Source organism: Acinetobacter sp. S4400-12 (genome assembly GCF_024129495.1).
GTDB lineage: Bacteria > Pseudomonadota > Gammaproteobacteria > Pseudomonadales > Moraxellaceae > Acinetobacter > Acinetobacter lwoffii_C.
In genome coordinates this window covers 1-14,776 of record NZ_JAMXYB010000025.1, presented here as the reverse complement: position 1 = coordinate 14,776, position 14,776 = coordinate 1, and the positions used below count along the sequence as shown (strand labels likewise).

The 14,776-nt window shown below is 42.6% G+C and carries 12 protein-coding genes; 6 read left to right on the top strand and 6 right to left on the bottom strand.

The annotated features are described in order from the left end of the window. The first annotated feature begins 224 nt into the window (after window positions 1-224). The 6 genes from NI461_RS10220 to NI461_RS10195 all read left to right on the top strand — a co-directional run bounded on the left by NI461_RS10220 (window position 225) and on the right by NI461_RS10195 (window position 8,882). Entirely contained in the window at window positions 225-1,253 is a 1,029-nt protein-coding gene (locus NI461_RS10220) for a substrate-binding domain-containing protein (RefSeq protein ID WP_151203902.1), read from the top strand. Between the two features lie 105 nt (window positions 1,254-1,358). Next, entirely contained in the window at window positions 1,359-2,738 is a 1,380-nt protein-coding gene (pstC, locus tag NI461_RS10215) for a phosphate ABC transporter permease subunit PstC (protein WP_151203901.1), read from the top strand. Next, window positions 2,738-4,129: a phosphate ABC transporter permease PstA gene (gene pstA / locus NI461_RS10210; RefSeq protein ID WP_253157192.1), complete on the top strand. Its 1,392-nt coding sequence runs from the start codon at window positions 2,738-2,740 to the stop codon at window positions 4,127-4,129. Before pstC ends, pstA begins: the two co-directional genes overlap by 1 nt. A 14-nt stretch (window positions 4,130-4,143) precedes the next feature. After that, window positions 4,144-5,064, top strand: a complete 921-nt coding sequence (pstB, locus tag NI461_RS10205; protein ID WP_151203899.1) for a phosphate ABC transporter ATP-binding protein PstB — start codon at window positions 4,144-4,146, stop codon at window positions 5,062-5,064. Window positions 5,065-5,492: 428 nt separating this feature from the next. Further along, window positions 5,493-6,455, top strand: a complete 963-nt coding sequence (gene sohB / locus NI461_RS10200; RefSeq protein WP_253157190.1) for a protease SohB — start codon at window positions 5,493-5,495, stop codon at window positions 6,453-6,455. A gap of 210 nt (window positions 6,456-6,665) precedes the next feature. Next, entirely contained in the window at window positions 6,666-8,882 is a 2,217-nt protein-coding gene (locus NI461_RS10195; RefSeq protein WP_253157188.1) for an Ig-like domain-containing protein, read from the top strand. Between the two features lie 57 nt (window positions 8,883-8,939). Here NI461_RS10195 and NI461_RS10190 read toward each other — a convergent pair whose 3' ends face one another. The 6 genes from NI461_RS10190 to NI461_RS10165 all read right to left on the bottom strand — a co-directional run bounded on the left by NI461_RS10190 (window position 8,940) and on the right by NI461_RS10165 (window position 14,089). Then, complete coding sequence (locus NI461_RS10190) at window positions 8,940-9,578, bottom strand: DUF2238 domain-containing protein (protein ID WP_253157186.1); 639 nt, start codon at window positions 9,576-9,578, stop codon at window positions 8,940-8,942. Window positions 9,579-9,660: 82 nt separating this feature from the next. Beyond that, window positions 9,661-11,049: an adenylosuccinate lyase gene (gene purB / locus NI461_RS10185; protein ID WP_253150540.1), complete on the bottom strand. Its 1,389-nt coding sequence runs from the start codon at window positions 11,047-11,049 to the stop codon at window positions 9,661-9,663. A gap of 54 nt (window positions 11,050-11,103) precedes the next feature. Next, complete coding sequence (gene hflD, locus NI461_RS10180) at window positions 11,104-11,835, bottom strand: high frequency lysogenization protein HflD (RefSeq protein ID WP_151203893.1); 732 nt, start codon at window positions 11,833-11,835, stop codon at window positions 11,104-11,106. A gap of 13 nt (window positions 11,836-11,848) precedes the next feature. Further along, window positions 11,849-12,985, bottom strand: coding sequence for a tRNA 2-thiouridine(34) synthase MnmA (gene mnmA / locus NI461_RS10175; RefSeq protein ID WP_253157184.1), 1,137 nt, complete (start codon window positions 12,983-12,985; stop codon window positions 11,849-11,851). A 4-nt stretch (window positions 12,986-12,989) separates the two neighbouring features. Beyond that, window positions 12,990-13,475: an NUDIX hydrolase gene (locus NI461_RS10170; RefSeq protein WP_151203891.1), complete on the bottom strand. Its 486-nt coding sequence runs from the start codon at window positions 13,473-13,475 to the stop codon at window positions 12,990-12,992. Between the two features lie 176 nt (window positions 13,476-13,651). Then, window positions 13,652-14,089 (bottom strand): hypothetical protein, encoded by a 438-nt coding sequence (locus NI461_RS10165; RefSeq protein WP_151203890.1) that lies wholly within the window; start codon window positions 14,087-14,089, stop codon window positions 13,652-13,654. Between the last annotated feature and the right edge of the window lie 687 nt (window positions 14,090-14,776).

Sequence of the window (14,776 nt, the reverse complement as noted above, 5' to 3'; positions counted from 1 at the left end):
ATAATTATAAAGTTAATCTTTTTATAATTCTAAACCGCTCTTAAGTCATGCTGTAAACCACAGAGGGTAATAAAAAAGAGAAGCTAAAAACAAAACATCATGAAAGTGTCACAAAGCTGTAACCTGTCTGTCATATTCTAAAATCAAAATGCAAGTATCGAAACAAGTACAAAACTGAATCAAAAGTAATGTACTCCAAATTGCAAAAATGAGAGAGATACAGAATGCGCTTTACAAATATTACTTTAGCAATTGCACTTACTGGGGCGGCAGTCACTACAGCACATGCTGCACGTGACACTATTCAAATTGCTGGCTCTTCAACTGTTCTTCCATATGCAAGTATTGTTGCTGAAGAATTTGGAAACACCTTTCCACAATTTAAAACTCCAGTGGTCGGTTCGGGCGGTTCTTCAGGCGGCTTAAAGCAATTTTGTGCGGGTGTGGGTGATAACACGATTGATATCGCAAACGCATCTCGCCAGATTAAAAGCTCTGAGCTGGCAGAATGTAAAAAGAATGGCGTCAACCAGGTATTAGAAATCAAAATTGGTTATGACGGTATTGTATTTGCTTCTAATGCCAATAAAGCAGCTTATAAATTACGTCCACAACATGTTTATGCAGCGCTTGCGGCTCAGTTGCCATCTCAGGGGAAAATGGTTGCTAACCCTTATACACGCTGGAACCAGATTGATAAAGCACTTCCAAATGAGCCGATCACCCTGGTGATTCCTGCTTCTAACCATGGTACGCGCGAAGTGTTCCAGGAGAAAATGGTGGATGCAGGTTGTGAATCGTACGCTGCAATTAAGTCTTTAGATAAAGAGGCCAAGAAAAAAGCGTGTACAAACTTCCGTAAAGATGGCCGTGTGATTGAAATTTCCGGTGACTACACTGAAACATTGGCGCGCTTAAAAACCTCTCCAAGTGCAGTTGGTGTATTTGGTCTAGGTTTCTATGACCAGAACCGTGACCGTTTGCGTGTTGCCACAGTGAATAATGTTGCACCTTCTGAAAAAACTATTCTGAACGGTTCTTATCCGGTTTCACGTCCATTGTTCTTTTATGTGAAAGGCGAACACCTGAAGTCAATCAAAGGCTTACCACAGTTCACCGAATACTTCCTGAGCAAGAAAGTATCAGGTAAAGGTTCAAAACTGGAAAAAGCCGGCCTGATTTCAATGTCAGACAAAGAACGTGCAGCAGTACTTGCGAACTTTAAAGCAGGCAAAGCGGTGGTTGTAAAGTAATACATAATGCTCAAAGCGCTGATGGCAGGGACGACCTGCCATTGGTGTGTTGCGATAGATTAAGTTTTTTCAAACCATGAAAATTGAAAAAACAGTGGAGAATACATGAATCTGCTACTCATAGGTGTCTTGCTGGCAATCATTGCCATAGCCTATCAAATCGGATTAAGTAAAAGCCGGAACCTAGCAGGTAAGGGAAACAATTCTGCGAACTTACATTCGCGTCCAAGTTATTATGGCGCCTTAGTCGCTTTATGGTGTGGAATCCCTGCGTTTTTAATTTTGATTGTTTGGAATATTGTCGAGCCGAGCTTCCTGGAACAAGTGGTGATTAATCATCTGCCGCCAGAAGTATCGGCTCAGCTTGATCCGGCAAGCTTGGGTGTTGTCGTTGATCGTGTACAGGCACTCGCTTCCGGTTTTGGAGTCAGTGATACACCCGCTGCTTATGAAATAGCAGCTGCAGAGCAGCTGGCCAAATTTGTGACCATCGGTACATTTGCCAAGCTGGCAGTGGTGATTTCTGCGGCGCTGGCTGGACTGGTCTGGGCGAAAAATCGCATCAGTCAGGAATTCCGAGCCCGTAACCAAGTTGAAAAAATTATTAATATTGGTCTGGCACTTTGTTCAGGGGTTGCGATTCTGACCACGCTTGGGATTGTGATGTCGATGTTCGGTGAAGCAATGCGCTTCTTTAGCTTTGTCAGCCCGTTCGATTTTTTCTTTGGTACAGAGTGGAATCCTGGTTTTAGTACCTCCGGGAATGCTGAAGGCAGTTATGGTCTGTTGCCACTGCTCTGGGGTACGCTGATGGTCAGCGGTATTGCACTGCTGATTGCTGTCCCTGTCGGTTTGATGATTGCGATCTATCTGGCTGAATATGCATCACCTAAATTCCGTTCTTGGGCCAAGCCAACCATCGAAGTATTGGCAGGTATTCCTACTATCGTATATGGCGTATTTGCCTTAATGATTATTGGGCCTTTCCTGAAGGCCATAGGAGCCATGGTCGGTATTGATATTAATGCCACTAGTGCGCTAACCGCTGGTCTGGTTATGGGGATCATGATTATCCCTTTCGTTTCTTCTTTATCTGATGACATTATTACTCAGGTGCCGCGTGCATTACGTGATGGGTCTTTAGGGCTCGGTGCGACCAAGTCTGAAACCATCCGTCAGGTGGTTTTGCCGGCAGCTTTACCGGGGATTATCGGGGCTTTCCTGTTAGCCGCATCACGTGCAATTGGTGAGACCATGATTGTGGTGCTTGCAGCAGGGAACAGCCCGCAGTTACATGCCAATCCATTAGAAGCAGTCTCTACAGTCACTATTACCATCGTCAACCAGTTAACCGGTGATACTGACTTCGCAAGTCCGCAGGCGCTGGTAGCCTTTGCACTGGGTTTGACATTATTTGTGATCACCTTAGGTTTGAACATTATTGCACTGTATATCGTGCGTAAATATCGTGAGCAATACGACTAATGAGTACTTCAAATACAACACCTTTAGATCAGCGTATTGATCCATCTGTGGCTGCCGAGCTACGTGAAAAGCGTAAGAAGACCATTCAGAACTCTTTGGCAGGTCGTCATCGTAAAGAAAAAGCATTTCGCCTGTTAGGCTTGTCAGCAGTATTGGCTGGCTTGTTCTTCGTAGTATTGCTGTTCGGAAGTATCTTGAGCAAAGGTTTGCCGGCTTTCTGGCAAAGCAGCATGAATCTGCCGATTTATTTTGATCCGACGATTGTTAATATTGGCCCTAAACCTAAACAGCTTGCCAATGAAACTCCGGCGCAATATGAAGAGCGTCTGATTGACTGGCAGATGCAGGTGGGCATGGTCGACTGGGATGCCCTGATTGTAAATGGCATGATTGCCAAAGATAGCAAGCTGGACGGCCAGCAGGATGAACTCGGCTCTTTATATACCAGTTCAGAAGCTTATCGTCTGCGTGACATGGTGCTGATGAATCCAGGTCTGGTTGGACAAACTGAAAATGTAAAAATTCTGGCAGATGCCAATGTCGATGTCTGGTTGGCGGGTAATATTGATCGTGATCTTCCGGCAGAACAGCAGCAACTCAGTCCAGAAGTCCGTCAACTGGCTGATGCTATGAAAGCTTCGGGTGTTATCGAAAACAGCTTCAATACCAATATCTTTGTCAGTCCGGATTCACGCAGTTCACCTGCAACCTCTGGTCTGGCCGGGGCATTCATGGGTTCCCTGTTCATGATGCTGATCGTGATCTTTATCTCGATTCCAATTGGTGTGGCTTCGGCGATTTATCTGGAAGAGTTTGCGCCAAAGAACTGGATTACCGATGTGGTTGAAGTCAATATTAACAACTTGGCGGCAGTTCCTTCGATTGTGTTCGGTTTACTGGGTGCGGCCATCTTTATCGGCTGGATGCACTTGCCACTGTCCGCACCTTTAGTGGGGGGGCTGGTATTAAGTCTGATGACCTTGCCTACGGTGATTATTACCACACGTGCCTCTTTAAAAGCAGTCCCGCCTTCGATCCGTCAGGCTGCGTTGGGCTTAGGTGCTTCACGTATCCAGACTGTATTCCATCATGTATTGCCACTGGCTCTGCCTGGTATTCTGACCGGTGCCATTATTGGGGTTGCACAGGCGCTGGGTGAAACCGCACCACTCTTATTGATCGGGATGAGTGCCTTCGTCGCCAGTGTGCCAGCGACACCATTTGAGCAATCAACTGCCTTACCTGTACAAATCTTTTTATGGCAGGGTAATGAACTGCGTAACTTCTTTGAAGATCGTACCGCAGCAGCCATTATTGTCCTTCTGGCCATGATGATCAGCCTGAACAGTCTGGCCATCTGGTTACGTAAAAAATTTGAAGTCCGTTGGTAAGAAGGGACAAAATAATGAATATTGTAATGAATGAAACCTTGAATACCTTAGAAAAGGATCCGTCTGTGAATCCACAACATACGCAATTTACCGCAGATTCTAGTACACAAAAGCCAACGACTTCTTTTATTTCGCAGTTCGATACTCATGCGGAAAATAAACAGCAAGCCAAGAACAGTAATGTCAAACTCAGCACTTCGGATGTACATGTGTACTATGGTGAAGCCGAAGCCATTAAAGGCATTGATCTAAACATTTATGAAAATGAGGTCATTGCTTTTATTGGTCCATCGGGCTGTGGTAAATCTACATTTCTGCGTACCTTAAACCGTATGAATGACACGATTGATAGCTGTCGGGTTACGGGCAAGGTCATGCTGGATAATCAGGATATTTACGATCCGAATCTGGATGTTGTACTGCTGCGTGCACAAGTAGGGATGGTATTCCAGAAGCCAAACCCGTTTCCAAAATCCATTTTTGATAACGTCGCTTATGGACCTAAATTACATGGTCTGGCGCGTGATAAATATGATCTGGAAGAAATTGTAGAAAACAGTTTGCATAAAGCAGGCTTGTGGAATGAAGTCAAAGACCGTCTGAATCAGCCGGGTACGGGTCTATCTGGTGGTCAGCAACAGCGTTTATGTATTGCACGTACTATTGCAGTGTCACCCGAAGTGATTTTAATGGATGAGCCATGTTCAGCGCTGGATCCGATTGCAACGGCCAAAGTCGAAGAGCTGATTTCCGAGCTCTCTACCCAGTATACGATTGCGATTGTGACGCATTCAATGCAACAGGCCGCGCGTGTATCTGACCGTACAGCTTACTTCCACTTAGGTGATCTGATTGAAGTCAATTCGACTGAGAAAGTCTTTACCCAGCCGGATCATCAGTTGACTGAAGCGTACATTACTGGTCGTTTTGGTTAATCTTTGCTTATCTCAACTATTGAAAAGCAGAGCCGTCGTGCTCTGTTTTTTGTTGTGATAATTAAAAGAATGACCTCACCATCATTATTCTCTACAATTTTTAGAAGAAGATAACTTAAAAACCAAATCGCAATCTTTCACTCTTTATTTGGCATTCCCTATATTGCAGGGTGCGAGGCAATGGGGCATATATTCGTGCCTAAACCGAACACAAGTCACTGGTTTTTGCTGTTATCTGGTGATGAGTCATACCTTTAAAATGACAGAATTTCTTGTCTGATGCTTCATATCAGCTAAAAATCTTGCGAGATATCCCTCAGATCGCGAATATAGATGAATTGTCAACAGACTTTAAATAACTATTGAAAAATACCCGTATTGACCTAATCTAAGGGTATAAACCGAATTAAATTGAGAATATATTTTTTATGTTATTTCATACGCCGAAATTGCCTGCAGAAATTCGTATTAGCCATTTAAACGCGCGAATTAATGAACAACGCAAAAAAATCGCGCAAACTACGGCTTCTAAACTGGAGCTTTTGCAATTAACTCAACAATTGTCAAAAGAAGCCCGTATACGTAAAAAAAACAATCAAAAAATTTATGTACTCGACTTTAAAGGGGATACTGCGGCTTCAGCAGTAGAAAGTTTACGTGAAGAAATTACCCTGATTTTGGCCACTGCAAAAGCAGGGCGTGATCGTGTGGTGGTACGTCTGGAAAGTCCAGGTGGTATGGTACATGGTTATGGGTTGGCTGCTGCGCAATTGGTGCGTTTACGAGATGCCGGTTTTAATCTGACGGTGTGTGTCGATAAAGTTGCAGCCAGTGGCGGTTATATGATGGCCTGTATCGCCAATGAAATCTTATCGGCGCCGTTTGCGATTGTAGGCTCAATCGGTGTAGTGGCTCAGGTACCGAATTTCAACCGTTTGCTCAAAGACAATAAAATTGATTTTGAATTGTATACTGCGGGTCAGTACAAGCGCACCGTAACTATGTTTGGTGAAAATACCGCTGAAGGTAAAGCCAAATTTGAAGAAGAGTTACAGCAAACTCACGAATTATTTAAACACTTTGTTGAAAAGTACCGTCCTCAACTGAATGTTGAGAAAGTGGCGACTGGTGAGCACTGGTATGGAAAAGATGCGCTGGATCTGAATCTGGTTAATAAACTGCAAACTTCAGATGAATACTTGCTGGGTTTATTGGCACAACATGATATCTATGTGATTGAGACGCGTCGTAAACCGACTTTGGGGGAAAAGCTCGGTTTGCAAGCTGCACAAATGGCAGATGGCTTGGTTCCTGTTGTCATGCACAAGGTAATGGAAGCTTTGCTTAAGGCAAATTCTAATGTAGTACAAATGCGTGATCCGAAATTTTAATATTACTCAGCTTAGGTTCATAAAAAAGGTCAGTCATTACTGACCTTTTTTATGTCTTGGATTTATATTGAATAAGCTGCCTATGAAATAATAGATTAATCACAGTTTTAATTGTTCCTTAATGGTAATTTTGCTATTTTAATCGGTGCTGTCTGAATACTTGTTTATTATTCAGAAAACTTAAAAAAGCCTTAAAATACCGAGGGAAAAATGACTAGAATCATTGTGATTGCAAAATCTAGCCACACTGTATTACATAACTCACAGACTGCAAAGGTCAATTTAATACAGCCCTCCTATGTAAAAGTTGCCATGCATAAAGAGGATATTGCCTCACTCACACGTGCTGAAAATAATTGTATTATTACCTTGAAAAATGGTCAGGTCATTGTCATTGAAAACTTCTTTATAGATGATATTGGTGAAAATAATATTTTATTATTTAATGGGACACTCAGCGAATATGAACAGGCCGAGTTTGATATTCATGGTGAATTTATTGATTACACGCCTGTCAATGAAAAGCTGCAAAATGTCCGCTCAGAAACAGTAGCGCCTGATAGCAATACGCAAATGCAAACCGCTACTGCCAATCCAACCACTCCTCCAGAGGAAGATGACTCTCCTTCGCTATTAAAGGCAGGTCTAGCCGTTCTTGCAGCTGAAGCAGCATATTTGGTGGCATTTAAAGATGATGGGGATAGCAAAGATAAAAATATCGACCGAATTCCGCCCATTAAACCAACAGCTAAGTTAGATGAGGACGGAAAAGTCATTACAGGACAGGCGGAAGCTGGTTCAACCGTTTACGTGAAAGATGCCAAGGGGGAAATTCTGGGTCAAGCACAGGCAGATAGTGATGGTAATTATGAAATCACTCTAGATCGCCCGATTACAGATGGTGAAAAGGTTGAGGTATTTGCAAAAGATTCGGCCGGGAATGAATCACAAAAACAAGTGGTGACAGGAAACAAAGATACCCTTGCGCCTGAGGCAGCCAATGCTCAAGTGAATGATGATGGGAGTATGGTATTCGGTTATGCAGAAGCAGGTACAAAAGTCTATTTATATACAGCAGATGGAGAACTTGGACCAGTGACTGTTGCGCCAGACGGGAGTTTTAGCCTGTCTGTCAAGCCTGCACTCAAGCCCGGAGAAACTGCAAAAGTGGTTGTTGAAGATGAAGCAGGAAATCGTTCAGAAGAGAGTAGTGTTGAAATTGGCCAAGATACATTAGCACCTGATCAGCCTAAATTTGAAGTCAAAGAAGATGGCAGCTCGCTTAAAGGGCAGGCAGAAGCAAATTCAACAATTGAAATTAAAGATAGCAATGGCAACCTGATTGGCAGGGGCCAAGCCAATGATCAGGGCGATTTTGAAATCATATTAAACCCGGCATTGGCAGAAGGAAAAACAGCCAGTATTACGGTTAAAGATGCAGCGGGCAATACCTCCAAACCGATGGATATTACTGCAGGTCAAGATAATATTGCACCCGATGCACCTAGTGTAACGTTAAATGAACAAGGTACTGAAATAACCGGTCAAGCAGAGCCAGGTTCAAGAATTGAAATTCGAAAAGGTAATAGTTTGTTGGGCTTTGGTACAGTGGATGATGATGGAAACTATACAATTAAACTCTCACCTGCATTGACAGATGGCGAGCTTGCCAAAGTATATGCTATCGATGCAGCGGGTAATCAATCTGATCCGATCGATATAAGAGGCAGCAAAGATACTGAAGCACCCTCTGCACCATTTTTATCTAAAGTATATGATGATACGGGTGAGAGTGAAGTTTCCATTAAATCCGGTGGCAGCACTCAAGATGGTACTCCTGTTTTTGAAGGAACAGGTGAGAAATATGCAACGATTACCATTTATCAAAATGGCGTAGCGATTGCCACTGTTGAAGTGGGGGCGGACCGTAAATGGACCTATACACCTGAACTTGACTTGGACCCTGGGAAATATAGCTATTCATTCAGTCAAACCGATCTTGCAGGAAACATCAGCGATAAAAGTGCTGCATTTGAATTTACTGTAGAAGCTGCAGACCCGGAAACGCTATTGGCGGATACTACAGGTGTTAATGAGGAATTGACCAGTGCAGCTTCACAGCTTGTGGCTTTAGAGTTACTACTGAACGATTCTGCCCAAACCGAGATAAATGCTGTTGAAGAGCAAGAGTTCGATATTCATTCACTGCTAAGTCGCGATGATGAGATTTCGTTTAATCAAACCGAAATTGATTTAGAGTCACTGAATTTAGATAAAGTGGTGATGGATGACTCCGCAGCAGAGAGAGCATTAGCAGAGAAATCAACTGAGCCGATGGCAGTTTTGCAATCTGTGCAGATGGCTGATTTAACCCATGTGAGGATGGATCTAGACGAGTTACAACACCCAAGCTGGGCTTTTGTCTAAAGTGAAACGATCTCTATGAATCACACCGCTAAATAAATTATTGAGAATTAAAAGCATTCAATCGAGTGCTTTTTTATTGCCGTGTAATAGTTGAATTAGGCCGGTAATGATGGCGCCAATGGTTGCCAGTAACATATCTTTGTGCGCATCCCAGATATCACCCTGTTGCCCATTATAATTTTCCGCTTCTTCAGGAGATAAACTGACGGCAATCCACCATTCCATCCATTCATACAATAGACTAGTAGCAATAACAAATTGAATTACCAGCAGGAAAAGCACCTTGGGTTTCAGTGTAGGAAGCCAGACCTGAAACAGGCGATAGAAAAAAGGGTAGAGCAATAGACCGTAGGCAATATGAACCAGACGATCATACATATTACGTGACCAGCCCATGAATTGATTTAAATCCAAATGCAATAGCTGTTGAATCCAGTCATTATAGGGAACAAAAGAATAAAGATAGTGTGCCCCGATCATATGAATCAATAAAAAAAGCAGATAAAAAATAAAACAGGAGAAACTGAGTCCAATTTTTTTGAAGCTTACCAGCAGGGCAATCAGCATCAAAACTGTACCGGCCTGATGAAGCATATAAGCAAATAACTCGAGCGGTTGAATACTCGCAAGCACAAGCGCAATGGCGAAGAAACCTAAGCTCAGCCAGTGTTTTAAGCTAAGTTGATATTCAATCATCTTATTATTTTCAGTGATGTATTGATGGAATTATAATAAAAAAACGAAGCCTCGGCTTCGTTTTTTTTCAATCTAACTTAGTTTAGATTTTAGAAATCAGTTCTTTTACTTGTTTTGCTTGAGCTGCTGCATTACCCGTATAAGTTGCTGGCGTCATTTCAGCTAAACGGGCACGGTCAGCAGCAGGTACAGCTTCTAATTCGTTACCATTTACAAAATCCACCATCATGTCGCGAGTCATGGCTTGACCACGAGTAAGAGCTTTTAATTTTTCGTACGGTTTTTCAACATTATAACGACGCATTACAGTTTGAATCGGTTCAGCCAGAACCTCTTGAGCATTGTCTAAGTCTTCAAGAATACGGTCAGCATTCAATTCAAGTTTACCAATTCCTTTAGAGCAAGCTTCAAAAGCAATTAAGCTTTGTGCAAAACCCACACCCATGTTACGCAGTACAGTTGAGTCAGTTAAGTCACGTTGCCAGCGAGAAATCGGAAGTTTTTCACCCAGGTGAGCAAGAACAGCGTTTGCAATACCCAGATTACCTTCAGAGTTTTCAAAGTCGATCGGGTTAACTTTGTGCGGCATGGTTGAAGAACCCACTTCGCCTTCTTTTAAGCGCTGCTTGAAGAAACCGAGAGAGATATAGCCCCAAACGTCACGGTTAAAGTCGATCAGGATCGTATTGAAACGACGTAGCGCATCAAAAAGCTCGGCCATGTAATCATGTGGCTCAATTTGCGTGGTGTACGGATTGAAGGTTAAACCTAAGGACTCAACAAATGCTTGTGAGTGAGCAGGCCAGTTGATGTCTGGATAAGCTGAAAGGTGAGCATTGTAGTTACCCACTGCACCGTTAATTTTACCTAGCAATTCAACATTTTGGAACTGTTTGATTTGACGTGCAAGGCGGTAAGCCACGTTCGCCATTTCTTTACCCAGCGTAGTTGGGCTTGCAGTTTGACCATGGGTACGTGACAACATTGGTTGTTCGGCATGCTGTTCTGCCAAAGCAACGATTGAATCAATGATTTGCTGCATGGCATTGATCAGCACTTCACGACCATTTTTCAACATGAGCGCATGAGACAGGTTATTAATGTCTTCAGAAGTACAGGCAAAGTGAATGAACTCACCAGCATTTTTCAGTTCATCAATATGGGCAATCTGTTCTTTTAAAAAGTACTCAACCGCTTTTACGTCATGGTTGGTGGTACGTTCAATTTCTTTAATACGGTTGGCATTCTCTTCAGAGAAGTTGCTAACAATAGCATCCAGTGCAGCATTTGTTTCAGCTGAAAAAGCTGGAACTTCAGTAATTTCAGGATGGTTTGCAAGCGCTTGTAACCAACGCACTTCAACAGTTACACGAGCATGGATTAAACCAAACTCAGAAAGAAAAGGACGGAGAGCATCACATTTGCTCGCATAGCGTCCATCTAGTGGAGAAAGTGCAGTTAAAGCGTTCATATTGATTCCTTAGATCTTGGAATTAAACGAAAAATGAAAAGCGCATCAGCTCGGTTAAGTCACCTGAAACTGAAGACGTGCCAGATTTTGAATATCTTGAAGTAACTTGCGTTTACCAAAGACCATGCCCCATGAGCTGCCGCCGAGCTGGCGCCATAAATGCGCCATTTGCAAGCCGGTAAACAGGGATGCACGAATACGGTTGGTATGACCTGAATCTTTGAAAGCCTGAGCATTGCCTCGTACCATGATGCGCGGATTAATCTGTCCGGCAGTCTCTACATAGGTTTGGGCAAGATTGGCAATAATGCTGGGATGCATATAATTATTATCAAAGAAAGAGAGCTGTCTTAAAATTTTCTGTTGAGATTGTTCAATAATTTCAACAAACTTGGGATTGCTATACACTTTTTTTTCTAATTGTAATAGCGCCATGGCATAGGACATCGGAAGTTTGGTATTGGAAAGTTTAGGTAATCTGGATTTCGGCGAGGTATTAAAGGGCTGGGTAATACTACTTTCTAAAGCCTTTAAGCCGAGGGAAATATCGGCCAGCTGATTAAAGAAGTCCAGGGTTTGGGTATTGGATTGACCACTGGGACGAATATTTAAACTGGCTTTAATCAACTGTTCAAAATAAAAGTTACCGCTTTCACCAATACTCTGCTGGCCCGTCATCGCTGTCATATGCGTCAGCTGGGTGGCCTGAAAAACTGCCGCCAACGCCAACACACGATTTTGGCGAATATTCAGAGTCTGAGGCTGTTGAAACGGTAACTCTGCCATGCCGAGACCATCCTTATGCAATAAAATCCGGTTTAGGAGCATTGGTGTGGTGAATCACGCCGCCCCCTAAACATACTTCACCTGAATAAAACACAACACTTTGACCTGGTGTCACTGCACGCTGTGATTCATCAAATTCAACGCGTACACCATTTGGTGTATTCGGGTCTTTATAAATAGTACAGGCTTGGTCAGGCTGACGGTAGCGGGTTTTTGCCGTACAGCAGAAACCCGATTCAGGAATGTCCTGTTCACCTGCAACCCATTCAATGGCTTCACTCCACAGCATGGTGCTGTGCATGAGTGGATGTTCATGACCCTGACCAATCACCAGACGGTTGTTTTCAATATCTTTATGCAGTACAAACCAGGCACCTTCTTCTGCACCCTTCATACCGCCAATACCGATCCCGCCGCGTTGACCGAGCGTATAGTACATTAAGCCGTGGTGATCACCAACCTCTTTGCCATCCTCAAGGACGATTTTTCCAGGTTGAGCTGGTAAATACTGCTTCAAGAAGTCATTAAAACGACGCTCACCAATAAAGCAGATGCCGGTTGAATCTTTTTTCTTGGCTGTTACAAGACCCAGTTCTTCCGCAATTTTACGGACTTCCGGCTTTTCAATTTCACCTACCGGGAATAAGGTCTTGTTGATTTCACGACCATGCACAGCATGCAGGAAATAAGTCTGGTCTTTGTTGTTATCTACACCGCGTAGTAAAGGCGCATACTGATCACCTTTAGAATTGGTCATGGTTTCACCACGGCGGCAATAATGGCCGGTTGCAATAAAGTCTGCGCCTAAATTCACCGCATGATCTAAAAAGGCACGGAATTTAATTTCTTTATTGCACAGAATATCCGGATTAGGGGTACGACCAGCTGCATATTCCGCCAGAAAATGTTCAAATACGCGGTCCCAGTATTCCATGGCGAAGTTGGCAGTGTGCAGCTTGATGCCGATCTTGTCACAAACGGCTTGTGCATCTGCCAGATCTTCCATGGCTGTACAATATTCCGTGCCGTCATCTTCTTCCCAGTTTTTCATGAAAAGACCTTCAACCTGATAACCTTGTTGAAGAAGTAATGCGGCAGAAACAGAAGAGTCTACACCACCAGACATACCGACGATGACACGTTGTTGCATGGGATTAGGCATCCAAATTTGAAATTAAGGGAGAATTCTGGTGCTCGTAAATGAGCGATAAAGGATAGCGTTTTCCTGCCTGAGCATCTTGCACCGCTTTTAGTACTAAGGGGCTACGGGCACGGGCTGTTTCAATCAGTTCATCTGGCGTCATCCAGACTGCACGCACAATACCGGTATCGAGTTCAGCCTGTTCATCATAACTTATCGTTTCGGCCTTCAAGCAGAAACGGTAGTAGGTCCGATCTGGAAACATGGGCGGAGTATAAGTATAGATACCGATCAGATCGGTGATCTGAACCTGATAGCCGGTTTCTTCCTGAGTTTCACGAATAGCTGCTTCGACAATGGTTTCACCTGCTTCCACATGACCGGCAGGCTGATTGAATACAGTATGGCTAACCGCTTCTGTATGTTCTTCGACAAACAGAAATTTTCCATCTTTTTCAACGACAGTCGCGACAGTAACGTGAGCAGTCCAAGCAGTCATAAAACGCACCATGGCAGGAAAAGCCCTATTCTACAAAATTTAGCAAGACGTGGCTATGTGAGATGAGTTTTTCTTTGGCGCTTTGGCCAGGTTTTACTTTTTTGAATAATTGAGCATTACCAGCAAAAGGGTGCAAGCTGATAAATCATAAAAAAGCCTAATTGGAAGGGGTTTGATTAAGCCGTGTGCTTAATACGCTGTACTTTTTTATCTTTTAGGCCAATAAGAAATACCCAATAACAGATGCCGGGAAATAGAGCCATTAAAATAGTGGAAATATTGCTATACATTTTCCACCATTGCTCAGGAATTTGGCCTGTATGAGTCCAGGAAAAAAGAATAAAAAATGGCGTGGCAATGAAGAGAGTGCTAATACAGATGGTGAGTAAATTAAGCAGATTATAGCGATTTAAAGTAGCAGAGAGTAAAAAGCTGAAAGGAACTGTTAAAATGCAATAGGCTAAATAAACCAGACCATGCCCTATAAAAACAACGAAAATAGAATATAAGTCATATTCACGATTCATCATGATAAAAAACAATGCAGTGAAGAAAAGTAAGGGTACCGGAGCAAGCAAGAGGGCTTTTACTATTTTTTCATTTGAGTATGTCATAAGCTTAATTCTCTTTTTTTACTCGATCGTTCTTTATTATCACTATAACTACGCTTCACAAAGAGCAGGGGGGCTTTCATTGAATATAATGAAAAGATGATTATTTATCTATTTTTTGGGGTGGGAAGGGAAGGCTTAAGCTATAAAGCATTAAAAATAGATACTTTAACAATTCATCTATTTTTAAACTGATTTCTAATATTCAATCATTAAAACGCCTAAAAACACTTAATCTTGGTTTTTTATCTGGTGATTCAGATTCTTAGATCTGAATTTCTTATTACTAGTCGATGAATTGGGACTGTTTTGTAGGTTTTGACTCACATCAAACTTGGCCTTTGACGGCTATCTGGAAGACTAAAGTTTTTCTATGATGAGCTATCAGGAATAGGATATTCCAGAGAATAACAAGAGATAGGCATAAAAAGAGTAAGGTAAGACAGGAGTTATACCGAACAACCAATATGAAAAACCCCAGCAGGATGCTGGGGTTTTTCTTGTCTGAAGGATTTTGATCTCACATCGACGCTACTGAATCAATGTGTAGAAACCCTCATATTTTTAATACTTTTAGAGTTTAATGAGAAGAAAATATAAATAACCTGAGTTCGATGAAATCCACTTAGCCTTTTAACATATTTTGGAAAGTTGGCTTATTGGGATTCAAACAATAAGCCACTACAGCAG

Coding starts and splice junctions, on each gene's coding strand:
- NI461_RS10220 (WP_151203902.1), top strand. CDS start 225: ATGCGCTTTACAAATATTACTTTAGCAATTGCACTTACTGGGGCGGCA.
- pstC (WP_151203901.1), top strand. CDS start 1,359: ATGAATCTGCTACTCATAGGTGTCTTGCTGGCAATCATTGCCATAGCC.
- pstA (WP_253157192.1), top strand. CDS start 2,738: ATGAGTACTTCAAATACAACACCTTTAGATCAGCGTATTGATCCATCT.
- pstB (WP_151203899.1), top strand. CDS start 4,144: ATGAATATTGTAATGAATGAAACCTTGAATACCTTAGAAAAGGATCCG.
- sohB (WP_253157190.1), top strand. CDS start 5,493: ATGTTATTTCATACGCCGAAATTGCCTGCAGAAATTCGTATTAGCCAT.
- NI461_RS10195 (WP_253157188.1), top strand. CDS start 6,666: ATGACTAGAATCATTGTGATTGCAAAATCTAGCCACACTGTATTACAT.
- NI461_RS10190 (WP_253157186.1), bottom strand. CDS start 9,578: ATGATTGAATATCAACTTAGCTTAAAACACTGGCTGAGCTTAGGTTTC.
- purB (WP_253150540.1), bottom strand. CDS start 11,049: ATGAACGCTTTAACTGCACTTTCTCCACTAGATGGACGCTATGCGAGC.
- hflD (WP_151203893.1), bottom strand. CDS start 11,835: ATGGCAGAGTTACCGTTTCAACAGCCTCAGACTCTGAATATTCGCCAA.
- mnmA (WP_253157184.1), bottom strand. CDS start 12,985: ATGCAACAACGTGTCATCGTCGGTATGTCTGGTGGTGTAGACTCTTCT.
- NI461_RS10170 (WP_151203891.1), bottom strand. CDS start 13,475: ATGACTGCTTGGACTGCTCACGTTACTGTCGCGACTGTCGTTGAAAAA.
- NI461_RS10165 (WP_151203890.1), bottom strand. CDS start 14,089: ATGACATACTCAAATGAAAAAATAGTAAAAGCCCTCTTGCTTGCTCCG.